Source organism: Clostridium sp. YIM B02506 (genome assembly GCF_022324845.1).
GTDB lineage: Bacteria > Bacillota > Clostridia > Clostridiales > Clostridiaceae > Clostridium_T > Clostridium_T intestinale.
Window position 1 is genome coordinate 12,072 of the sequence record NZ_JAKGTG010000002.1, and the last position, 24,297, is coordinate 36,368.

Here is a 24,297-nt window from a genome sequence, read left to right on the forward strand (position 1 = left end):
AAGCAGCAACCGCTTCTACCGGAGTAAAGTGCACCTATATCCTGTAGGAGTTCGACTTTGGAGAACTCCATTAAATTCCTTACACCTCTGCCCTGTAGAAGCCTCCTCTCAGGCTTCATCAAATCCTTCTCTTATCTAAAAAGTCATATCAAATAATTACTTTAACTTCTTAGGATATGAACCGTAGGCTCCCTCAATATATATTCAGCTGCCTTATATATATCTTCTGGTTTTAAAGAATCTAAATTGTGCATGTCTTTAATAAACTCAAACATGCTTTCACCTTCTAGTATTTGATGCAATACATAGTTTCCTAAATCAGTTGAATCTTCAAGCGTTGATACCACAGCTGTTTTATGAACTTTTTTCATCAAATCAAAAGTTGATTCATCAAAAACTATATCTTTAGATTTAATTTTTTCTATACATTCATTTATAACATTAATTGCTTCTTCAACATTTTCTTCAACAAGGGAAGTAAATATATGAAGGGTTTTTACATTACTGCTTAAATCTAAATGAGTGTACACATCATAGGCAAAACCTCTTTTTTCTCTTAACTCTCTAAATAATATTGAATTAGAACTTTCACCTAATTTGTGATTTAAAATCTTAATAGGTAATTCTAATTCTTTTGGAACATCGTTAAAAGAAAATAAATAAGTTATTGTAGCTTGTTCTATATCATTTTTATGACTTTCAAACACTCCAGCAATATTCTTTTCTAAATTAAAGTCCTTATCCCCTATTATCTTGTTGCTCCACTTATCAAAATACTTTTTAACAAGCTCTATAGCTTTATCATGATCATAACTTGATACAAAGGTCAAAACTGTATTTTTAGGCATATAATACTTGTTATAATACTCTACCAAATTTTTCCTTGAAAAAGAAGCAATACTTTTTTCTGTTCCCATAATATCATATTTTAATGGACTTTCATTAAATGCAAAAGTACTAGTTCTTCTAAAACTTAAATCTTCTACATCATCTTTACTTGTCCTTATTTCAGATAATATAACATCTCTTTCTTTTTTCATTTCTTTTATATCAAATGAGGGGTTCACTATCATATCACTTAGAATATCAACAGCATTTTCAATTTCTTCTTCTAGGCAAGTTATTGAATAAACTGTAGATGTATAATCTGTATAAGCATTATATTCTCCACCTAAGGCTTCTAGGTCATCATTTAGCTTTTCGTTGTTTCTTGTTTTAGTTCCTTTAAACATCATGTGTTCTATAAAATGAGATATTCCTTTCTCATTTTCTTTTTCATATAGAGCCCCTATCTTAATTCCTAAATTTAAAGATGCTAATTGTGTTTCTCTCTTTATTGTTATTACTTTAAATCCATTATCTAAAACATCCTCTTTAGCATCAAAGTTAAGTCTTACCATTAAAACACTCCTTATAGTTAATTACTTTTAATATACTCTCCACTTATTATATAATATAATCTAAACTAAAACCATTTTATTTAAAAATTCAGATTATCTATATTTTTTATGTATAATAATTATTATATAATTAGACTAGAAAGGAGTTAGACCTATGAAAACTTTATTAATTGTTGAAGATGAACTTAGAATTAGATCTCTTTTAAGAGACTACTTAACTATTGAAAATTATACTATCATAGAAGCTTCAAATGGAAATGAGGGGTTGCACCTATTTAAACAAAACAAAGTAGATTTAATAATTTTAGATATCATGATGCCTGGACTAAATGGTTTAACATTAACTCAAGAAATCAGGAAAGCCTCATCTGTTCCTATAATTTTATTAACTGCTAAAAGTCAAGAAGAGGATAAATTACTCGGCTATGAATTGGGTGCAGATGACTATGTAACAAAACCTTTTTCACCAAAAGTTTTGGTTGCAAAAATCAAAGCGCTTTTAAAAAGAACTTCAAAAGAAACTAATTTAACTGTATTAGAACTTGGAAAACTTTCTTTAAATAAAGATTCCATGGATGTAAGCGTAGAGGATAAATCTATTAACTTAACCCCTAAAGAGTTTGAACTTCTCGTTTTTTTAACTGACAACATAAACATAGTTTTATCAAGAGACACTATGTTAGATGGAGTATGGGGTTTTGACTATTATGGAGATTCAAGAGTAGTTGATACAACAATTAAGCGACTTAGAGAGAAGTTAACTACGGCTTCTGAATATATAGTTACTGTTAGAGGAAGCGGATATAAGTTTGAGGTAAAAGATGCGTAGTAAAATAGGAAAAAAGATTTTTTTTATTACCTTTATAGCATTAATAATATTAGTTTCTCTTATATTAATTTTTCAAAAACACTTTTTCGAGAAGTTTTATATAAACGAAAAAAACAATTCACTAATCAAATCTGTAGAGGAATTTAGAAATTCTAATTCAGCAGTAGAATATAATCAAGGAGTGGAATTATATAAAAGAGCTCTTTTGCCAGCCATGAATAAATTTGAAACTAATAATAATGCAAAAGTAGGAGTTGTAACTCCAAAAGATTCCCTTATATATATAGCTACTAATGAATATACAGAATCTTCATTTAAGCAAATATATAATAACTTGTATTTACCTAACTCTCAATATATTTCCTCCGGTAAAATCTTTGTCACTATTTCAGATAATTCAAACTTTGATCCAACTATTACTGTAGTTATCTGTAAATTGAATGATGGTTCTATTTTAATGGCAGTATCTTCTGTAGAGCCTATAAGAGAAGCTACTAGCGTTTTAAATAGATTTTTACCATACTTTATAGTTGGAACCCTTATGGTAGCGTTATTTTATTCTATGATTTTATCTAAATACATAGGTGACCCTCTTATAAAACTAAATAAAATAGCTAAAAAAATGAGTAACATGGATTTTTCTGAAAGATATACCCCTTTAGAAGATGATGAAATAAATAATCTTGGAACAACTTTAAACTTTTTATCAGAAAATCTAGAATCTGCTTTAACGGAACTTAAAAGTAAAAATGATATTCTACAAGAAGAAGTTGAACATGAAAGAAAAGTAGAAGAAATGAGAAAAGGCTTTATTGCTGATGTATCTCATGAATTAAAAACTCCTATAGGTATAATAGAAGGTTATGCAGAAGGAATTAGAGATGGCATAGTTCAGGGAGAAGCTAAAAATGATTATTTAAATATCATAATAGATGAAGCTCATAAAATGAATAAACTTGTTATGGATATGCTTGAACTATCAAAACTTCAATCAGGTAATGTTAAACCTAACCTAGAAACTTTTAATATAATTAGAATGATTCAAGGTTCACTTAGAAAGTATAATGTATTAATTAGAGAAAAATCCTTAGAAGTAGTTTTTAATCCTGAATTTGAGTATTTGTATGTTGAAGGTGATACTTTTCAAATAGAACAAGTACTAAGTAATTTCATGACAAATGCTATTAAATACACCCCTTCAAGTGAAAAGATAGTTATATCTATAGAGAAACTTGAAAGTAAAGTCCTAATATCTATTGAAAATCTTGGTGTCCAAATATCTAAAGATGAACTCGATAATATCTGGAACAAGTTCTATAAAATAGATAAGTCTAGAGTAAGAGATAAAAACTCATCAGGTTTAGGATTATCTATAACCAAAGGAATTCTTGATCTTCATAACAGTTCCTACGGAATACAAAACACTTCAAATGGAGTACTATCATACTTCACTTTAAACTTAAGTACAGATGAGAAACTTGAGTAATTGAAATTTAAAAATTGAGAATCAAAATTAAATAGAGAAATTCATGAAATGAATTTCTCTATTTAATTGACTATTCTTCTCTACTAATTGTCAATTAATATACTGGTTCTCAATTGTCAACTTTCCATTCTCGACTAAATAAATCCACCATCAACTGTTATAATTTGTCCAGTTAAATAAGAACTTTCATCACAGCATAAATAAGAAACTACTTCTCCTATTTCTTGAACCTTTCCAAACCTGCCTATAGGAATCTCCATTTCTAAACTTTCTCTATCTTCTTTACTCATCCAACTATTCATTTCTGTATCTATAACTCCTGGAGCTACCCCATTAATTCTAATATTACTAGGGGCCATTTCTTTAGCTAAAGCCTTAGTAAAAGAGTTTATTGCCCCTTTTGTAGAAGAATATACTGCTTCGCAAGAAGCACCTTGAACTCCCCATATTGATGATATATTAACTATTGAACCTTGTTTTCTTTCTGTCATATGAGGTAGAACAGCATGGCTCATATTTAAAGTTCCCTTCATATTAGTATCTATTAGTTCATATATCTCTTCAATGTGCATATCCATAAAAAGTCCTACTTTAGATATACCTGCATTATTTATAAGTATATTAATCTTTCCAAAACTATTTATAACTTCCTGAACTAATGTTTTACACTCATCATATATACTTACATCAGCTTTTATTATATGTCCATATCCACCTGCTTCTTTTAAAAGTTCAAGTGTTTTTTCTGCACCAGATTTATTGCTTTTATAGTTTATTACGACTGTTGCTCCTCTTTTTGAAAGCTCTAAAGCTATTCCTCTTCCTATCCCAGAAGAAGCTCCTGTAACAATTGCTACTTTTCCTTTTAACCTACTCATTTTTCCTCCTAAGCTATTACATCCTTTAATACTCTCAATGCATTTTTATAAAATATCTTGTCAATTTCCTCTTCTTTAAATCCATTTTTAAGAAGTTCTTCTGCTAAAATTGGCATTTTTGATGCATTTTTTATTTCGACCTTATTATCAATACCATCAAAGTCACTTCCTAATGCTATTACATCTACTCCACCTACATTTTTTATGTGTTTTAAATGAAGTATCATATCTTGAATTCTAGATATCTTACTGCCACCTAAAAAAGGAGCACAAAAGTTTAATCCCATAACTCCACCTTTTTCAGAAAGAATCTTAATCATATCATCTGTTAAGTTCCTTGAGTGGTTTGTTATAGCTCTGGCATTAGAATGAGTAGCTACAAAAGGTTTTATACTTTCTCTACTTACATCATAAAAACCACCATCAGATAAATGAGAAACATCAACAATAATTCCTAAGTTATTCATTTCTCCTATTAACTCAAATCCAAAGTTTTTAAGTCCCTTGCTTGAACACTCTTTTATACAATTAGGATAACCTATAGAATTCTCAAAGTTCCAGGTTAAAGTTATACCTCTTATACCTTTGTCGTATACTTTATAGAGGTTTTCCATATCTCCTTTTAAAACTTCACCTTCTTCTATTGTATATAAACATCCTATTTTACCTTTATCTTCGATAGCTTTTATATCTTCAAATCTTTTTATAACTTCTATATCCTGTTCATTTAATTTGATCTGATTTTGGAAGTTATGATACATCTCATCAAATTTCTCAAATGAATCTATTTCCTTATTTAGTTCAACAAAATAGGCAAAAAACTGAATCAGAGCATTTCCTGTTTTAAGTTTCTCTATATCTACTGTACCATTACTCTTTTTTAGAGAATTTTCTCTATTATCAAGTATAAATGAAGGTGTGTCACAATGCATATCTATAAATTTCATAATATATTCTCCTTAATAATTTATGATTTTTCTCGTCAATATAATTTTACCATCATCTCCTAAATCTAAATACCATTTTATTAAATTTAATTTTCCTTCTATATATTCAATGGTAGTTATATGATTTGGATACACGCAACAACCGTCATTATAATAATACCCGCTTTCATGATTACCTAATCTTGCTTTATGAGTATGACCTGCTATAACTTTTTTATTATTTTTAATACTCCAATTAAGTATTCTCTTATCAACTACTTTTCTTCTAGCTATGTTTTGTGCTGGTAAAGTTGGCGTCTTTATGCCGATGGATTCAACTCTAGCCCATACATTTCTTAATAAGAAACAAGATATTCTCCAAAAGGTGCTATTTATCTTATCTATTTGATGACCATGAAAAACAAAAAATTCATCTTCTCTTATTTGGAACTTTAAAGCCTCATAAAAATCTAAATCTCCATATAAAGCTTTAAGTGTTTTATAAAATTTCTCCTCCTCACTTCTCTCTAAAAGACTAGTAAATTCACGTTTGTATTTTTTTATAATATCATGATTTCCCCAAAACAGATAAAGCCTATGCTCCTTCTTAAACTTTAATAAGATTTTAAATATCTCTTCATAATAATAACCTATATATCTGTAATCTTTATTTCTCCATAAATCATCACCATCACCTATCTCTACAAGCTTAAAATTATTTCTCAAATAATATTTAAGTGCTCCTTTATAGGTATTGTAATTATTCATCAATGGATCTTTATAACTTCCATCTCCTCTATGACAATCACTTATAAATACTACTTTGTCCTTATCTTCTAAAGTTATAGTTTCAGCTTTTTTATATAATTCATCTATTATCTTAGTATACATAAAACCTTTTTAATTTATTGCTATACATTAATCTTATGTTTTTTAAAGAAAAAAATCACCATATAAAATATGATGATTTTTTATTCTTAATATAGTGGATGTTTTTCACATAGAGTTTTAACTCTTTGTTTAGCTTCCTCTAAATTGCCTTCTTTATTTTCTATTACGTAGTTTATGATACTTGCAACTTCTTTCATATCTTCTTGATTAAATCCTCTAGTAGTTACAGCCGCTGTACCTATTCTTATTCCTGAAGTTACAAATGGACTTCTTGTTTCGTTCGGAACAGTATTTTTATTTACTGTTATACCTACTGAATCTAATAGATTTTCAGCTTCTTTACCTGTTATATCTTTATTGTTTAAATCTAGAAGTATAAGGTGATTATCTGTACCATTTGATACTATCTTAAATCCAAACTTAACTAATTCTTCTGAAAGTACTGAACAGTTCTCAACTACGTTTTTACCATATTCTTTAAAAGATGGGTCTAATGCTTCTTTAAAACATACTGCTTTTGCTGCAATTATGTGCATCAATGGACCACCTTGAATTCCAGGGAAGATATTCTTATTTAAGTCTTTTGCATACTTCTCTCTACAAAGTATAAGTCCTCCTCTAGGTCCTCTTAAAGTTTTATGAGTTGTTGAAGTTACAAACTCAGCATATGGTACTGGATTTGGATGAACTCCAGCAGCAACTAAACCTGCTATATGAGCCATATCTACCATAAATAAAGCTCCAACTTCATCACATATTTCTCTAAACTTCTTAAAATCTATAGTTCTAGAATAAGCAGAAGCTCCAGCCACTATTAACTTTGGCTTACATTCTAATGCTATTCTTCTAACTTCTTCATAGTTTATTTCTTCTGTTTCTTTATCTACTCCATAAGAAACAAAGTTAAATAACTTGCCTGAAAAGTTTACTGGTGAACCATGAGTTAAATGTCCTCCATGGCTTAAATCCATACCTAAAACTGTATCTCCTGGATTTAAAACAGTAAAATAAACTGCCATATTTGCTTGAGAACCAGAGTGTGGTTGAACATTTGCGTGTTCAGCACCAAATAATTCTTTAGCTCTTTCTATAGCTAGTTCTTCAACTTCATCAACTACGTGACATCCTCCATAATATCTTTTTGATGGATATCCTTCAGCATATTTGTTAGTAAGATATGATCCCATAGCTTCCATAACTGCCTTAGAAGTAAAGTTTTCTGATGCAATTAATTCAATTCCATATTGTTGTCTTTCTAACTCTTTTTCAGTTAGTTTTGCTATTTCTGGATCAACTTTTTGTAGATTTGTAAAATCCATTTTAACACCCCAATTTCTATAATTTCGTAGACTAAACATGATTTGACATCATATATGGTATTGTATCATATATGACTTTAAAAATAAAACAACTTTCTCTATTCTTTTTTGAAATTACTATGCTATAATACATTCAGAATATCTTAAATCGAGGGGATTTTTATGGACATAAATAAGATACTATACGTAGCTACTTTTGCTGGCAGAATAATACTAGAAAGTGGTGGAGAAACTTATAGGGTTGAAGAAACCATAAATAGAATATGTACATCCTTTGGAATGGATGATGCAGATAGTTTTGTTACTCCAACTGGAATAATGGTATCAGCTTTTCACAAAGATAAAGGAACAGTTTCATTAATTAAAAGAGTTAAATATAGAACTGTTAACCTTGAAAAAGTTCATATGGTTAACGACTTATCAAGAAGTATAGGCCAGCAACATATGACTGTAGCAGAAGTTAATAAAGCTTTAAAAGAAATAGATAAAAGCTCAAGATATGGAACTAAAACAACTTTGTTTTTTTCTGCTTTAGGAGCTGCTGGATTTTCTGCTTTATTTGGAGGAGATATCAAAGACTTCTTTTCAGCATTTTTTATAGGTTTAATAATAAAAGCATTTTCTATATTAAGCAGTAATTTATTAATTAATGACTTTTTTATAAATAGTATAGGTGGAGCTATTGCAGCCTTATTGGCACTAGTTTGTGTTAACTTAGGACTCGCATCTAATTTAGATATGACTATTATAGGTTCAATTATGCTTCTGGTTCCAGGTCTTGCTATTACTAACGCCATTAGAGATACCATGGCAGGTGATTTAGTAGCTGGGCTTACTAGATCTGCTGAAGCTTTTTTAATAGCTTTAGCTATAGCAATTGGAACAGGTGTGGTTTTAAGTTTTTGGTTTAATTTATATGGAGGAATATAGTATGTTAAAAGAAATCTTAGTTTCATTAATAGCAACCTTTGGATTTGGAATAATCTTTAATATACATGGAAAAAATCTTATATTTGCATCTTTAGGTGGAGGTTTAGGCTGGATTGTTTATAAAACTGCCCTTAACGATGGTTTATCTTTATCCTTATCTCTGTTTTTAGCTTCAACTATTTTTTCAAGTTATTCAGAGATATGTGCTAGAATATTGAAAACCCCTGTTACAACCTTTGTAATATGTGCTTTAATACCTTTAGTTCCTGGTGGAGGAATGTATTACACAATGTATGAAGTTGTACAAGGCAACATAGATAAAGCTCTTAGCCTAGGTTTAGAAACATTAGCTTCAGCTGGTGCTTTAGCACTTGGAATAATCTTCGTATCTACCTTAACTAGGCTAATGAGAAATTATCCTTTAAGACAAAAATAGAATTGACACCGTCAATTCTATTTTTTTTATTTTACAAAACTATTTAAGGTTTTTATTAAATTTTCTAATCCCTCTTCGTTATCGCTGCCTTCTTCTATACCTATGCAATTTCTAGCATAGTCTTCTAGAATAAGTCCTCCTACTTTGTTTATAGCAGCTCTTATAGCTGATATTTGGACTAAAACATCTGAGCAGCATACGTTTTTATCTATCATTCCTTGAATACCTTTAACTTGGCCTTCAATTCGCTTTAATCGTGTTAATATATTCTTCTTCAAAGCTTCATCATTTTCCATAAAATCATCTCCTTTATATATTGTCTCGCTATTATAAATTTACTATCTATATAACAGGAGCCGCTATACCCATACCTGGTATATAACTAGTATATATTATAATCATTATTTTATGCAATAATAGATTAGGTCTATATATCTATAAAAATAAACCTTAGAACACAAATCTAATGTATTCTAAGGTTTTATTCATTATTTTTTAAATATTCCAAATGGTTTTCCAACTGGTAAAAATACTTTACCAAAGTGTGGATTAAGCACTGCTGCTGCAGAACCATAAAAAGAAAATAATGCTATTAACAGTTCTGAGTAGGCTGCTAAGTTATGTGTAAACTCTGTAGCTATTTCAAAAGATGAAAGAGTTAATCCTACAAATAAGAAATCAATTAAAACAAATATTATAAATAAAACCTTATGTGTTTCCATTGCTCCTACTGTCATAAAAATTGAGAATATTAAATATCCTAAATATGCAAATCCAAGTTGTTTAGGATCTACGCTTGAAGCTAAAGCAGCTCCAAATACTCCATTTTTTATCATCCAAGATGTTCCTACTGCAAGCCAAAAGAAACCAAAGGCTCCAAAAGCCGTTGTTCCAAAAACATTTTGTCTTTTTGAATCATTAAAGCAAGCAAATAATTGCGCAAATCCTCCTAAGAAAATTGCCCAAGGTAAAACAAAAGATACTCCATCTGTTAAACCAAGTTTTTGTGAAGAAGCTACGATTGTTACCATAGCAAGTCCAAATAGTCCTAATGCTGACGGATCTGCATTTAGGATTTTTACATTTTGTGTTTGATTGTTCATGGTTACCCCCATTATTTTATTTATTAAGTGAAACTTGATTCAGGCATCTGAATCTTAGTTGAACTTATCTAGGGTCGTGTCACTGTTATCTTCCATATTACTGGAAGTTTTACAGTGACTAGACATCAGATAAATCCAGAGTATAATTTATCAAAATTTGTCGAACTTGTCAAAGGTTATATTTTCATTTTTTCATTATATAGGGTTAAAATTTTAAACCTTGAAGATTTTAAATATATAAGCAAAAAAATCCAGCCTCATAAGAGACTGGATTTTCATTAATTATTCAACATTTATCTTAGCTATACCTAGTTCTGATAATTGTTTTTCATCTACAACATTAGGTGCTTCTGTCATTGGGCAGAAAGCATTTTGGTTTTTAGGGAAGGCAATAACATCTTTTATGTTATCTGTTCCAGCTAAGAACATTATCATTCTGTCAAGTCCAAAAGCTAATCCTCCATGTGGTGGTGGACCATACTTAAATGCTTCAAGTAAGAAACCGAATTTCTCCCAAGCGCTTTCTTTCGTAAATCCTAAAACTTCGAACATCTTAGCTTGAAGAGAACTATCGTGAATTCTTATAGAACCTCCACCAAGTTCTTCACCATTCAAAACTAAGTCATATGCTTTAGCTCTAACTCTACCAGGTTCTGACTCTAAGAACTCAATGTCCTCGTCCATAGGTGATGTAAATGGATGGTGAGCTGCAAAATATCTTCCTTCTTCTTCATCATATTCAAATAATGGGAACTCAGTTATCCAGCAGAAATTAAATTCATTTTTATCCTTAATTAAGTCAAACTTTTTAGCAAGTTCTAATCTTAATTGACCGAGTCCTTGGAATACTACAGAATTTTTATCTGCTAGTATTAATATCATATCTCCTTTTTCTGCCTTCATCTTATCAATTACAGCATTCATTTCTTCTTCTTTTAAGAATTTTGATATAGGAGATTTTATTTCATCTTCTTTTAATTGAATCCAAGCTAATCCCTTAGCCTTAAATGTCTTAACGAATTCACCTAATCTGTCAATATCTTTTCTTCCCATGGAAGCTCCACCTTTTAAGCATAAAGCTCTAACTGAACCGCCATTTTCAATTGCATCTTTAAACACTTTAAAATCGCAAGCTTTAACTTCATCAGTTAAATCAGTGATTTCCATTCCAAATCTTAAGTCAGGTTTATCTGAACCGTATTTCTCCATAGCTTCTTTATAAACCATTCTTCTTATAGGAAGTTTAACATCTGCTCCTATAACATCTTTAAATACTTTTTGAATTAAACCTTCATTAACAGCTATAACATCATCTTGCTCAACGAAACTCATCTCTAAGTCTATTTGAGTAAATTCTGGTTGTCTGTTTGCTCTTAAATCTTCATCTCTAAAACACTTAACTATTTGAAAGTACTTATCGAATCCTGACACCATAAGTAATTGTTTAAATAATTGTGGTGATTGAGGAAGTGCATAAAACATTCCTGGATAGTTTCTAGAAGGAACTAAGTAGTCTCTAGCACCTTCTGGTGTACTTTTTGTAAGCATAGGAGTTTCAACTTCTAAAAATCCATTATCAATTAGATAGTTTCTAACAGAGTTAGTTGCTTTACTTCTAATCATGAAGATTTTTTGCATATCTCCTCTTCTTAAATCTAGATATCTATATTTAAGTCTTATATTTTCAGCTGCATCTAAATTATCCTTTATGTATATAGGAGGAGTTTCAGATTCTGATAATATCTTAATAGATTCTCCTTTAAGTTCTACCATACCTGTTGGCATATTTGCATTTGGAGATTCTCTTCTAATAACTTCTCCAGATACAGCTATACAATATTCCGTTCTTACTTTGTCAGCCTTCTCAAAAGCTTCTTTATTTATCTCTTCACCAAAAACTACTTGTAAAATTCCAGTTCTATCTCTTAAATCAAGAAATTCTAATCCACCTAGATTTCTATTTCTTTGAACCCATCCCATAACAGTAACTTTACTGCCTATATGTTCTTCTCTAAGTTCACCACACATAATGGTTCTTTTTAATCCATTTAAGGCTTCACCCATGCTTTTGTCCTCCTAATTACTTTACTATTATATTCTTAATTTCCTCTAAGGAATCTAACTTAACTTCGAATATTTCTCCATCACTCATTCTCTTAAGCTTTGCAGTTTTGTTGGTTATTTCATCTTCACCTAATATCATTGAATATGATGCATTTATTCTGTTGCTATGTTTCATCTGAGCTTTTACGCTCTTTTTCATGTGATCACATTCACACTTAACTCCAAGTTTTCTAAGTTCATAAGTTAATGAAAAAGCTTCTAATCTAGCCGCATCTCCAATTGAACCTATAAAAATATCCATGTAATTTGGCACAGGAATTTCTATTCCCTCTTCTTCTAAAGTCAAAAGAAGTCTTTCAAGTCCTAATCCAAAACCTATAGCTGGAGTTTCAGGACCGCCCATTTCGCTTATTAGGTAGTCATATCTTCCACCACCACAAACAGTAATATCTTTATTTATAATTTCAAAAACGGTTTTAGAATAGTAATCAAGACCTCTAACTATTTTAGAATCTATTTGATAGTTAATGTGCATAACTTCAAGATACTTCTTTAAATCATCAAAGTGATCATTACATTCATCACATAAAAAATCTAAAATTACAGGAGCATTTTTAGTGATTTCCTTACACTTCTTTTCTTTACAGTCTAAAATTCTCATAGGATTTTTTTCAAATCTACCCTTGCAAGTTTCACAAAGACCGTCATAGTTTGCTTCTAAAAATTCTCTTAATGCCTTATTAAAATTAGGTCTACATTTAGGGCATCCAAGACTATTTATGTTTAAAGTTAAACCTTTTATTCCAAACTCATCTAAAGCTCTCATTGCTAAAGATATAACCTCTGCATCTACAGAAGCTTCTTTTGCTCCAAAAACTTCAATCCCATATTGATGGAACTGTCTAAGTCTTCCCTTTTGCATCTTTTCATATCTAAAACAAGGTGTAAAATAACAAAGTTTTGTTGGCTGAGGATCTGCATAAATAGAATTTTCTATAAATGCTCTTACAGCTGGAGCTGTTCCCTCTGGCTTAAGAGTTATACTTCTTTCTCCCTTATCTAAAAAAGTATACATCTCCTTTTGAACTACATCAGTTGTTTCTCCAACTCCTCTTAAGAAAAGTTCTGTATGTTCAAAAATAGGAGTTCTTATCTCCTTAATTCCATACTCCTCAGATAACTTTTTTAATTTCTCTTCTACAAAATGCCACTTGTACCCATCCTTAGGCAACATGTCTTTAGTACCTTTTGGCGCTTGAATCTTCTCCATTAAATATCCTCCCTACTTATATAAGGTATTAAGTAAACTAATTTTATTCTCTATCATCTCATCTATTCTGTTAATGTACTCATTAACATCTTTAACATTTGCAGTTCTCTCTATTCTATTTTCATCTTTAAAAACAACTTTAGATACTGCATCTGCTCCTAACGCTATTATAGTTTCTATGTCTTCAATCATAACTATATTATAAACACATTCACTACCCTCTTTAGAATAACCTATATTCTCCATATTTCCAACCATATTTTTCTGTCTATACATATAGTAAGGGTTCATTCCTAACTCTTCTGATAGCTCTCTTGTTTTATCGTACATCTCTTTTAGTTCTTCTTGTTTAGGTCTATAAAGTTTTCTTCCTAAAACTAATTCTTCATGTAACCTTGATGCACGTTTTATAGACATGCCATGAACTGTTAAAGAATCTGGTTTTAAGTCCATTATTTCTTTATAAGAATTATTAACTTCTTGTATTCCTTCTCCTGGAAGTCCTACTATTATATCCATGTTTATATTCTCAAAACCTAACTTTCTAGCTAAGTTAAATTTCTCAACTACAGCTTCTTTTGTATGACCTCTACCTATAGTACGAAGAGTTTCATTGTTCATACTCTGAGGGTTTATACTTATTCTAGATACTTCATAATTTTTCATAGTTATAAGTTTCTCTTCAGTTATAGAATCTGGTCTTCCACACTCTACTGTAAACTCTAAAGGTTTAAAAGGAGTTATGATCTTTTCATATATAACCTTCATCAAATCCTCAAAATCTTCATTGTTTACGGAAGTAGGAGTACCTCCTCCAAAATAAACAGTGTTGACTTTAATCGACTTACTTAAGATATATTCGTTTATAGCATTTATTTCTTTCTTCAAAGCCTCTAAATAAGTTGGTACTTGTTTCTTACAAGCTGATATAGGATTAGACGCAAAAGAACAGTAAAGACACCTAGTTGGGCAGAAAGGCATTCCTACATAAATGCTAACTTGGTCTTTACTACTCTTTAAAAACTTCTCTTCTCTTTTAGCAACTTCAATACACAACTTGCTTTTTTCAGCTGAAGCTAAATATGACTCTTTATAAGTGGCTATAATCTCATCTTCACTTTTTCCATCTTTAAGTAGAGATGATGCTATTTTGCTTGGTCTTATACCAACCATTGTCCCCCAAGGATGTTTTTCTCCTGTAACTTCAGTTAAGAATTTAAACACACCTCTTTTTATGGATTCTTTCTTGTTTTCCTCAAGCTCATAAGCTTTTTCATAATCCTTATGACTTAATATCATCTTGTCTGATTCAATAAAAACCTTAAACTCATTAGTCTCTGACTTATTTATCAAAACATCTTCAAGTAGATAAAAGATATTAAATATTAGAAATACATCGTATCTAAAGTTTTCATCATTAAGTTCTATGTTAATTGCCATCATTTCTCTCCTATCTTATGAAAGGATTGTTCTTTTTTTCAAATCCTATGGAGGATTTAGGTCCATGTCCTGGATATACAACTACATTATCATCAAGTACAAATAACTTTTCCTTTATACTTTTTGTAAGAGTTCTTGAATCTCCACCATCAAAGTCTGTTCTTCCAACACCTAGTTGGAACAAAGTATCTCCTGAAAAAAGATGGACATTATCTACAAGAAAACTAATTCCTCCTGGCGAATGTCCTGGCGTATGAATACACTTAACTTCGAAACCAGCTAGATTTAAAACATCTCCATCTTTGATTAATTTATCTGCTTTAGGTAACTTACCAAAAACATAAGCTCCATCCATATAAATTATCTCATCTTCGCAAATATAAAAAGGAGCTCCAGTTAAGTTTTTCATGTCAACAACTCCACCTACATGGTCAAAATGCCCATGAGTTAAAAGTATTGCTTCTATTTTAGCTCCTAAAGAGTTTATTATATTGTTTAGATATTCCGCATCTCCACCTGGATCTATTATAAAGCCTTTTTTTGTTTCTTCATTTACTATGATGTAACAATTAGCTCCAAGTTGACCAGCTTCAACTCCTTTTATTAGCATAGTTCATTCCTCCTAAAAATTCTTTTTACTATCTAGAAGTAAGGTAACAGGTCCATCGTTTATTATCTCTACTTCCATATCAGCTCCAAACTCTCCAGTTTGAATTTTAAGGCCTTCTATTTTACAAAGCTCTATAAAATCATTATATAGTTTTACAGCTTCTTCTCCACCTAAGGCTTCTATAAAACTTGGTCTTCTTCCTTTTCTTGCATCTCCATACAAAGTAAATTGGGATATTATAAGAAGTTCTCCCTTAACATCCTTTACAGAAAGATTCATTTTATCATTTTCATCAGAGAAGATTCTTAAATTAAAAATCTTCTCTTTAATATATTTAAGATCTTCTAGATTATCGTCTTTAGTTATACCAACTAGCACATTGATGCCTTTTGATATCTCACCTATTGTCTCTCCATTAACTTTAACACTACTTCTCTTAACTCTTTGTACTACCGCTCTCAAACTCTTAGCACTTCCTTTAGTTATTCATTCTATAAACATCAAGAACACCTTTAAGTTTTCTTAACTTTTTCATTAAATCTTTTAGCTGATCTATACTATCTATTTTGATTTTTATGTTAGTAACAGTTAGGTTTCCTTTTAGGGTTTTAGCATTTACTGCATTTACACTAATTTTTGCTTCACTTAAAATCAGCATAACTTCTGCAAGTAGACCCATTCTATCTTCTGCCTCTACTTGAAGTTCAGCTGTATAAGCTGTTCCTTTAGAAACACCCCAGTTTACTTCAACTATTCTTGTTTCTTCGTTATCTTCAAGTTCTTTAACATTTAAGCAATCTTTTCTATGAACTGAAACACCTCTACCTTTAGTTATGTATCCAATAATGTCATCCCCAGGTACAGGATTACAACATTTTGCAAATCTTATCATTATATTACTTAAGCCTTTAACGGTTATTCCATAAGACTTATTAATGTTTTTCATTTTTTGTGCTTTAGCAGCATTTTCTTCAATGGTTTTATTAATATTTTCTAAAACCTGTTTATCATCTGGAGCTACTTCTTCTTTAAGTCTTCCTAAAACCATAGAAGCTGATACTACTCCAGTTCCTACTGCTGCATATATGTCTTCTTGATTGTGGAGATTATATCTCTTTAAGAATTTTTCGTATAACTCTCCTTTAGTGAGTTCAGAAAAAGTTACAGCCTGTCTTTTAGCTTCTTTTTCAATTAACTCTTTTCCTTTATATATATGCTCATCTCTTTGAGCTCTTTTAAACCATTGTTTTATCTTGCTTTTTGCTTGATTACTCTTAACAATACTTACCCAATCTATATTAGGCCCCTTAGCTGTTGCACTAGTCATAATCTCTACAATCTGACCAGTTTTTAAGTTATAATCAAGTGGAACCATCTTTCCATTAACTTTAGCACCTACACATCTATTTCCAACATCAGTATGTATCTTATAAGCAAAATCAATAGGCGTAGATTCTGATGGAAGGTTTATTACAACTCCTTTAGGCGTAAAAACAAATATCTCATCGGAAAATAAATCTATCTTAAAACCTTCTATGAATTCTTCTGCATCTGAGGTCTCTTTACCCCATTCAAGCATATCTCTAAGCCAAGTTAACTTTTGTTCAAAAGTTTCTCCCTTAGAGTTATCCCCTTCTTTATACTTCCAGTGAGCTGCTATACCATACTCAGCTGTTTTATGCATTTCAAAGGTTCTAATCTGAATCTCAAAGGTTTTTCCTTGTGGTCCTATAACTGTTGTATGTAGTGATTGATACATATTAGGTTTAGGCATGGCTATATAGTCTTTAAATCTACCTGGAATAGGTTTGTATATAGTGTGTACTATCCCTAAAGAAGCATAACAGTCTTTAACTGAATTAACTAAAATTCTAATGGCAGTTAAATCAAAAATCTGCTCTATGCTTTTGTTTTTGTTAACCATCTTTTTATAGATACTGTAAAAATGTTTTGGTCTTCCTTCTATATCCGATTCAATTCCAGATTGAGATAGCTTATCCTTCATTTCTTGAATTATATCATCAATAAAAGCTTCTCTTTCTTTTCTTTTTTCTGCTATCTGATGAACAAGATCATAATATTCTTGTTGATGCATATATCTAAAAGCTAAATCTTCTAGCTCCCATTTAATCTTTGATATACCTAATCTATGAGCTAAAGGTGCATATATATCTAAAGTTTCTTTCGCCTTTTGTTTTTGCTTTTCCTCGCTCATGTATTTTAAAGTTCTCATGTTATGAAGCCTATCTGCAAGCTTTATTATGATAACTCTAATATCCTTAGCCATTGCTAAAAGCATTTTTCTTACATTATCAGCCTGCTGTTCTTCTTTAGACTTATATTTTATCTGTCCAAGCTTAGTTACCCCTTCAACTAAGTCTGCAACTTCTTTATTAAAAAGTCTTTCTAGATCAGCATGACTATATTCGGTGTCCTCAATTACATCATGAAGTAATCCAGCTACAATAGTATTCGTATCCATACCAAGTTCAGCTAAAATGCCTGCAACATCTAATGGATGAATTATGTACGGTTCTCCAGACTCTCTTTTTTGACTTGAATGCGCCTCATTAGCCAAATTATATGCTTTCTCTACTAGAGAACAATCTATGTTATTGCAATTTATATTGATTTTTTTCATTAAGTTATCAAGCATATGGATTACTCTCCCCTAAAATAATATAATTAAATGCAAAGGCTGGTATTTATACCAGCCATATTTAACTTATATTATATATCAACAGATATTGTTTTTCAAGAAATTTAAATATCATACTTAAGCAAAGTCATTATATCATGACCTACTAATTTATCTCTGCCTTTTAACTCTTCTAATTCAATAACAAAGTTTAGAGAAACAACTTCTCCACCAACTTTTTCAACAAGTTTAGTAACCGCTTCTATAGTTCCACCTGTAGCTAAAAGATCGTCAACTATAGCTACTCTTTGTCCAGGTTTAATAGCATCTTCATGAATCTCTAATGCATCAGTACCATACTCTAAAGCATATTCTATCTTTGTTGTTTTATAAGGAAGTTTACCAGGTTTTCTAACTGGTACAAAACCCACTCCTAAAGCATAAGCTACAGGAACTCCAAATATAAATCCTCTTGCTTCTGGTCCAACTATTAAATCTACATTTTTATCTTTTAAATAACTTACCATTTGGTCAATAGAATATCTAAACGCTTCCCCATCTCCAATTAAAGTACTTATATCTTTAAAGCTTATACCTGCTTTAGGAAAGTCCTCTATTATTCTTACTTTTTCTTTTAAATCCATTTTATGAATCCCCCTAATTAATTGTAGATAATTTTTTTTTCTCAAAATTAAGATATTTAACAATCTGCTCAGCCCTATCTTTATCAGAAGTTGTTAAAAGCTCAACTACTATTTTTGCAGTATCCATTTTGCTAACTGAGCTGCTTTTAGGCTTAAGTAATTCTAAAATACTATCTATGTTATGTTTTTCTATGGCTTCTATATTTAAATACTCAAGAATTGAGCTTAATCCATAGTTATCTGTTTGCTTTAAATATGTAAGTCCTTCCTTTAAAAAAACCTTATTCTCACCAGTTTCTTCACTTGCGTTATAAACGCTGCCTAAGAAAATCAGATCTAAGTACCTATTTATACTTTTCATATTATAGTATATTGCTATAGCCTGCATAAGTTTAAAGGTTAAAGCAGAAATTGATAAATTTTTATATCTGTATGAACATCCTATTTGATTTGGATTTATGTAAATTGTGTTATATACTTTCTTAGGTTTTATGTTTTCTAGTACAATTGTTTCTATATTCAAAGATTCACAGAGTTCCAACTCCTTTGTACTCTTAAAGGTACATCCAACAGTAATCAGTAAATCTGCTCCTAAAAAGTGTATTCTATTTTTTATATCCTCTTCTTTTATAATATGCTCAGAATTCGAGGTTTCCTCGATACAATATTCTACATCACCATTTAAATATTTAAGTATGAGAATTAGAGAAGATAAAGCACAAATACCATCTACATCACATCGTCCATAAACTACAATCTTTTTCCTAGAGTTTATAGCGTCTACTAGTTTCTCTATGGCTTTATTCATATTTTTTATTATAAAGGGATTATATCCTGATATATAATTCGGGCGATAAATCTGCTCCCATTGTTTGCTCATCTCTAAACTCCTCCATATTTATCTAAGGCTAGATGCTATTAATATAACATTTTATCTAATATTTGAATAACTTTCATTTGATTAGTTTGTCTATTATAGCACTAAGCTTATGGTTAAGTTTAACCATAATTCCATGGATTATAATCCACCAAAATTAAGCTTCACCTGATAGAAAACATCTATATTATAAATGAATTTAACCTATTTTACAAATACTTTTCATAGAAATAGTTAACCTCCAGTAAAAAATACTGGAGGTTTTTGTAAAATAAGTATTTTTAAGCTTATTATTTTCTATTTTTTAGCATTACCCACACTGGACTCGCTATAAATATAGATGAATATGCTCCACATGCAATTCCTATAATTAATGGGAATGTAAATTCTCTTACTGATGGTACAAATACATTAACTGCTATTATAGTAAATAATGTAGTTAATGTTGTATTTATTGATCTAGACATAGTTTGTGTAACACTTATATTTGCAACTTCTGCTGGAGAACTTCTACGCATCTTATTAATATTTTCTCTTATTCTATCAAATATAACTATAGTATCATTTATTGAATATCCTACTATAGTAAGTATCGCTACTATAAAAGGGGTATTAACAGGAACATTAAATATAGCATATATAGCTACCGTAATTAAAATATCATGAAGTAAAGCTATTATAGCAGATACTCCGAACTTAAATTCAAATCTTACAGCAACATATATAAGCATAGCAATTACTGCTATAGATAATGAAATAAGAGAGTTTTTAGTTAATTCACTGCTAACAGAAGCTCCTATTTCATCTTGAGATACTAAAGCATCATCTTCTAACTTATATTTCTCTTTAAGTTCATTCATCATTTCAGAAACTTTAGTTGAATCAAAATCTTTAGCTTTAACCTCTAATTGTGTATCATTAACTGTATTAGTTACAGCATCTTCTGCATATTTTTTAATTATTTCATCAACTTCACTTTTTGTAAAATCATCAGGCATTTGAATAATAACCTTACTTCCACCTATAAAGTCGATACCAAAGTTTAAACCACCTCGATATACCATAAATCCAATTCCTAAAACAATAACTAAAAGTGAAATACTAAACCATATCTTAGTTTTTTCTATTATCTTTAGCATGCCATTACCCCCTTTTAACCCTGAAGCACCATGGTTTGCTTAATAGTCCCATTTTAGCCGCAAGATTCATTAATGTCCTAGTTACAACTATAGCTGTAAACATTGATATAACTATACCTATTAAAAGGGTAGTCGCAAAGCCTTTTACCGCTCCTGTACCAAAGAAATATAATACTAAAGCTGCAATTATAGTTGTTATATTTGAGTCAACTATAGAAGACATTGCATGGTCAAAACCTTCTTTTATAGAACTTAATGGTGATTTACCCTTTTTAAGTTCCTCTCTAATTCTCTCAAATATAAGTACATTAGCATCTACTGCCATACCTACAGTTAAAAGGAAACCTGCTATACCTGGTAGAGTTAATGCAGCTTTTATAGATGCAAATATTGTTAAAACTAATGTAACATAAAGGGTTAATGCAATACATGATAATAATCCAGGAATTCTATAATAAAGTATCATTAATAAAAATACTAATGCTATTCCTATAAATCCTGCTTTAATAACATTTGGAAGTGCACTTGCACCTAATTGAGCTCCTACTGTTTGAACAGATGCAACTTTAACAGGTACTGGAAGCGCCCCAGCATTTATTATTCCTGCTAAACTTTTAGTTTCCTCTAAACTTCTATTTCCTGTAATAGTAGCTTCTCCGTTATTAATTACGCTATTAACTTTTGGTGAAGTTAGTACTTCATCATCCATATATATTGATATTTGTTGTCCTAAATACTTTGCAGTAGCATCTGCAAATTTCTTAGTTCCATCCTCTGTTAATTCTAATCCAACAACAGGTTGGTTATCTTGTGAACTCATGTATGAAGTAGCTTTTTTAATATCACTACCAGTTAATATTACAGTTTTTGCTTCATCTGGAGCCACAAACTTTAGTTCTCCAGTTTTATTTAAACTATCAACTATTTCTTTTGAGTCATATTTACCTGGAATCTCAATTCTTACCCTATTATCACCTTCAGTACTTACTACTGTTTCTGAAACTCCAACCTTATTAACTCTTAAAGATAATAGCTCTTTTGTTTTTTCTAAATTCTCTTTAGATACATCATCACCTGAAATTTCCATTTGAACAGAAATTCCACCTTGAAGGTCAAGTCCTTTAGTTATAGATTTGTCAAGTTTTATGTATTCATATCCAGCTATCTCAGCCCCGAATACCGCTAGATAACTGAAAAGGAATATAAACCCACAGATTAATAAAAACAATATAGTGCTTTTGCCTTTTCCTTTTGTTCTCATTTTTATCCCCCTTGGTTATTTATTTTTTAATAGGAGAGTATCCTATTTAATCTACCATAGTTTGTGCTTTTAGTCCTATTGCACATTCAATTCTCTTTTTCTGCATTTCACATCCAACTTCATAAGGAACATGGATATCATTATTAAAGTTAAAGTTATTCGCTTGGCATCCTCCACTACAGTAGAATCTAGCCCAGCAGTCTTTACATTTAGGTTTATTGTATATATGAGCTTTTTTAAATGTTTTAGATAGGTCACTATCTATCTCCCCATCATTTATGTTTCCAAGTAAGAATTCCTTGTTACCAACAAATTGATGACATGGATATATTTCACCATCTGGAGTTATAGCCACATATTCAAAACCAGCTCCACAACCTGATATTCTCTTATAAACACAAGGTCCACCATTTAAATCAATGTTAAAGTGATAGAACTTGAAGGAATCTCCTTCTTTATGTCTTCTAAGCATTTCATTATATAAAGAATCGTATTGTTCAAAAATCTTTGGAAGATCTTCTTTTCTAAGTGCTAGTTCGTTATCCTCTGGTAAAACTACAGGCTCAACAGAGATTTCTCTAAAACCTTCATTAACTAAAGACATAACATCTTCATAAAAATCTGTGTTGTTTCTAGTAAAGGTTCCTCTAACATAATACTGTTTAGATTTATCTCTTTTATCAACCATTGATTTGATTTTAGGTAATATTCTGTCATAACTTCCTGAACCATCTCTTCTAATTCTTACTGCATCATTAACAGACTTTCTACCATCTATGGATAATATTATGTTTCCCATATTTTTATCCATATATTCCATTATTTCATCATTTAAAAGAGTTGCATTAGTAGTCATGGTAAATCTTATGTTTTTCTTGTGTATCTTTTCTTGTTCTCTAGCATAATCTACTATCTCTTTTATTGTATCAAAAACCATTAAAGGTTCTCCACCAAAAAGGTCAACTTCTATATTTCTTCTTGGACCAGACTTCTCTATAACAAAGTCTATAGCTCTTTTACCTGTTTCTGCACTCATAGGTTTTCTACAACCTTTGTATTCACCTTCTTCTGCAAAACAGTATTTGCATTTAAGGTTACAGTCATGTACTACATTTAAGCAAAGCGCTTTTATATAGTCCCTGTCTTCATCATTTTGGGCAATCTCTTCATAGTAATCTTTTGAATATAAAGCCTCTTCATTAACTAATTCAACTAAATCCTCATAGGCTTCATTGATTTCTTCTTCTGAATATACACCCTTATATCTTTCAACCACTTCATTAACTGGTGCTAATCTATCATTATCTATTAGTAAATCAAATATAAGCTTGTCAACTAAATGAATACTTCCTGAATTAACATCTATAACATAATAATTATCTTCAAGTTTAAACTTATGAATTAAACTCATTTTTTTCCTCCTAACTACAATTGTGGCAGTAACATAAGTTACTGCCACTTTCTCATACCTACACTTAAATTAGTTTTCACATGCTAAGTTAGCAACTGTACAAGATGTTTTACATGCTGATTGGCATGAGTTTGCACATTCCTTACAGCCTGGCTTACAAAGACTATTTTTTAGGCTTGACTTATTAATAGTTTTAATATGCTTCACGTCATACTCCTCCATTCTGATACAATTCCATTAAGATTATAGCATAGTTTTTTCTTAAGATAAAGTGAAACTTTTCATATGGAGTTTTAATCTTCCATATGAATTTATTTGAACTATACTATATTGTTAATAGTTTTTAAACGTACTTAACTTTTCTATAGATTTATTCCAAGCATTCCTGAAAGCAGCCCTATAGCTACTGCGAAAATGAATCTGTAAAAGTCAAATAATCCAAGTGCCATAGATCCAGTTGCTATTGAAGATATGATTCCAATAAGAATATAATATAGAATTCCTACTAATAATCCTACTAACCATCCTTTAGAACCATTTCTTTTTGCTGAATAAATGGAACCAAATACTATACTTATACAAGTTACAACAACATATCCTACATATAGTGCTTTGGTTGAAAGATCCATAAAGCTCATTATCATAGCTAATATCAACATCATAACTATGGTTGATATAAATGAGACAAATACCCCTTTCCCTGAATTTTTGATTAAATCAACTCCCAAAATTAAACACCCCCTTA

At 30.4% G+C, this 24,297-nt stretch carries 24 protein-coding genes; 4 read left to right on the plus strand and 20 right to left on the minus strand.

Features of this window, described 5'->3' with window-relative positions; all coding sequences use genetic code 11:
* Positions 1-161 precede the first annotated feature (161 nt).
* Complete coding sequence (locus tag L1S49_RS01820) at positions 162-1,400, minus strand: pitrilysin family protein (RefSeq protein WP_073019895.1); 1,239 nt, start codon at positions 1,398-1,400, stop codon at positions 162-164.
* 154 nt (positions 1,401-1,554) lie between these two features.
* On the opposite strand from L1S49_RS01820, the gene L1S49_RS01825 reads away from it, so the two are divergent.
* Both L1S49_RS01825 and L1S49_RS01830 read left to right on the plus strand, forming a co-directional pair.
* Positions 1,555-2,229 (plus strand): response regulator transcription factor, encoded by a 675-nt coding sequence (locus L1S49_RS01825; protein WP_238902317.1) that lies wholly within the window; start codon positions 1,555-1,557, stop codon positions 2,227-2,229.
* On the plus strand, positions 2,222-3,715 hold the full coding sequence (locus tag L1S49_RS01830) for a HAMP domain-containing sensor histidine kinase (protein WP_238902318.1): 1,494 nt from the start codon (positions 2,222-2,224) through the stop codon (positions 3,713-3,715). Before L1S49_RS01825 ends, L1S49_RS01830 begins: the two co-directional genes overlap by 8 nt.
* Before the next feature lie 134 nt (positions 3,716-3,849).
* Here L1S49_RS01830 and L1S49_RS01835 read toward each other — a convergent pair whose 3' ends face one another.
* From L1S49_RS01835 to glyA, 4 genes are all read right to left on the minus strand, one after another.
* Positions 3,850-4,593, minus strand: coding sequence for an SDR family oxidoreductase (locus L1S49_RS01835; protein WP_238902319.1), 744 nt, complete (start codon positions 4,591-4,593; stop codon positions 3,850-3,852).
* A gap of 8 nt (positions 4,594-4,601) precedes the next feature.
* Positions 4,602-5,540: a dipeptidase gene (locus L1S49_RS01840; protein ID WP_238902320.1), complete on the minus strand. Its 939-nt coding sequence runs from the start codon at positions 5,538-5,540 to the stop codon at positions 4,602-4,604.
* Between the two features lie 12 nt (positions 5,541-5,552).
* Positions 5,553-6,410: a metallophosphoesterase gene (locus L1S49_RS01845; protein WP_238902321.1), complete on the minus strand. Its 858-nt coding sequence runs from the start codon at positions 6,408-6,410 to the stop codon at positions 5,553-5,555.
* 86 nt (positions 6,411-6,496) lie between these two features.
* Positions 6,497-7,729: a serine hydroxymethyltransferase gene (gene glyA / locus L1S49_RS01850; protein WP_238902322.1), complete on the minus strand. Its 1,233-nt coding sequence runs from the start codon at positions 7,727-7,729 to the stop codon at positions 6,497-6,499.
* Between the two features lie 162 nt (positions 7,730-7,891).
* On the opposite strand from glyA, the gene L1S49_RS01855 reads away from it, so the two are divergent.
* Entirely contained in the window at positions 7,892-8,659 is a 768-nt protein-coding gene (locus L1S49_RS01855; protein WP_021801352.1) for a threonine/serine exporter family protein, read from the plus strand.
* 1 nt (position 8,660) lies between these two features.
* Positions 8,661-9,095, plus strand: a complete 435-nt coding sequence (locus tag L1S49_RS01860; RefSeq protein WP_073019913.1) for a threonine/serine exporter family protein — start codon at positions 8,661-8,663, stop codon at positions 9,093-9,095.
* A gap of 26 nt (positions 9,096-9,121) precedes the next feature.
* Here the strand turns inward: L1S49_RS01860 and L1S49_RS01865 are convergent, their stop codons facing one another.
* The 15 genes from L1S49_RS01865 to L1S49_RS01935 form a co-directional block, all read right to left on the minus strand.
* Positions 9,122-9,391, minus strand: coding sequence for a metal-sensitive transcriptional regulator (locus L1S49_RS01865; protein ID WP_021801350.1), 270 nt, complete (start codon positions 9,389-9,391; stop codon positions 9,122-9,124).
* A 192-nt stretch (positions 9,392-9,583) separates the two neighbouring features.
* Positions 9,584-10,198, minus strand: coding sequence for an acetate uptake transporter (locus L1S49_RS01870; RefSeq protein WP_181600775.1), 615 nt, complete (start codon positions 10,196-10,198; stop codon positions 9,584-9,586).
* A 282-nt stretch (positions 10,199-10,480) separates the two neighbouring features.
* The gene (gene aspS / locus L1S49_RS01875) at positions 10,481-12,262 is read right to left on the minus strand and encodes an aspartate--tRNA ligase (RefSeq protein WP_238902323.1); all 1,782 of its coding nucleotides are present in this window, start codon (positions 12,260-12,262) and stop codon (positions 10,481-10,483) included.
* A gap of 16 nt (positions 12,263-12,278) precedes the next feature.
* Positions 12,279-13,532, minus strand: a complete 1,254-nt coding sequence (hisS, locus tag L1S49_RS01880) for a histidine--tRNA ligase (protein ID WP_238902324.1) — start codon at positions 13,530-13,532, stop codon at positions 12,279-12,281.
* Positions 13,533-13,544: 12 nt separating this feature from the next.
* Complete coding sequence (locus tag L1S49_RS01885; protein WP_238902325.1) at positions 13,545-14,972, minus strand: coproporphyrinogen III oxidase; 1,428 nt, start codon at positions 14,970-14,972, stop codon at positions 13,545-13,547.
* 10 nt (positions 14,973-14,982) lie between these two features.
* Complete coding sequence (locus tag L1S49_RS01890) at positions 14,983-15,582, minus strand: MBL fold metallo-hydrolase (RefSeq protein WP_238902326.1); 600 nt, start codon at positions 15,580-15,582, stop codon at positions 14,983-14,985.
* Between the two features lie 12 nt (positions 15,583-15,594).
* Positions 15,595-16,044 (minus strand): D-aminoacyl-tRNA deacylase, encoded by a 450-nt coding sequence (gene dtd / locus L1S49_RS01895; protein ID WP_238902327.1) that lies wholly within the window; start codon positions 16,042-16,044, stop codon positions 15,595-15,597.
* Between the two features lie 16 nt (positions 16,045-16,060).
* Positions 16,061-18,238 (minus strand): bifunctional (p)ppGpp synthetase/guanosine-3',5'-bis(diphosphate) 3'-pyrophosphohydrolase, encoded by a 2,178-nt coding sequence (locus L1S49_RS01900; RefSeq protein ID WP_238902328.1) that lies wholly within the window; start codon positions 18,236-18,238, stop codon positions 16,061-16,063.
* A 107-nt stretch (positions 18,239-18,345) separates the two neighbouring features.
* Positions 18,346-18,864: an adenine phosphoribosyltransferase gene (locus tag L1S49_RS01905; protein ID WP_073019929.1), complete on the minus strand. Its 519-nt coding sequence runs from the start codon at positions 18,862-18,864 to the stop codon at positions 18,346-18,348.
* 13 nt (positions 18,865-18,877) lie between these two features.
* Positions 18,878-19,744: a DHH family phosphoesterase gene (locus tag L1S49_RS01910; protein ID WP_073019931.1), complete on the minus strand. Its 867-nt coding sequence runs from the start codon at positions 19,742-19,744 to the stop codon at positions 18,878-18,880.
* 287 nt (positions 19,745-20,031) lie between these two features.
* Positions 20,032-20,880, minus strand: a complete 849-nt coding sequence (gene secF / locus L1S49_RS01915; protein ID WP_021801340.1) for a protein translocase subunit SecF — start codon at positions 20,878-20,880, stop codon at positions 20,032-20,034.
* 4 nt (positions 20,881-20,884) lie between these two features.
* A complete protein-coding gene (secD, locus tag L1S49_RS01920; RefSeq protein WP_238902329.1) occupies positions 20,885-22,141 on the minus strand; it encodes a protein translocase subunit SecD in 1,257 nt (418 codons plus the stop codon).
* A 46-nt stretch (positions 22,142-22,187) separates the two neighbouring features.
* Positions 22,188-23,552: a thioether cross-link-forming SCIFF peptide maturase gene (gene scfB, locus L1S49_RS01925; protein WP_238902330.1), complete on the minus strand. Its 1,365-nt coding sequence runs from the start codon at positions 23,550-23,552 to the stop codon at positions 22,188-22,190.
* 69 nt (positions 23,553-23,621) lie between these two features.
* Positions 23,622-23,759, minus strand: coding sequence for a six-cysteine ranthipeptide SCIFF (gene scfA, locus L1S49_RS01930; protein WP_021801337.1), 138 nt, complete (start codon positions 23,757-23,759; stop codon positions 23,622-23,624).
* A 155-nt stretch (positions 23,760-23,914) separates the two neighbouring features.
* Positions 23,915-24,280: a TIGR04086 family membrane protein gene (locus tag L1S49_RS01935; protein WP_021801336.1), complete on the minus strand. Its 366-nt coding sequence runs from the start codon at positions 24,278-24,280 to the stop codon at positions 23,915-23,917.
* Positions 24,281-24,297: the final 17 nt, after the last annotated feature.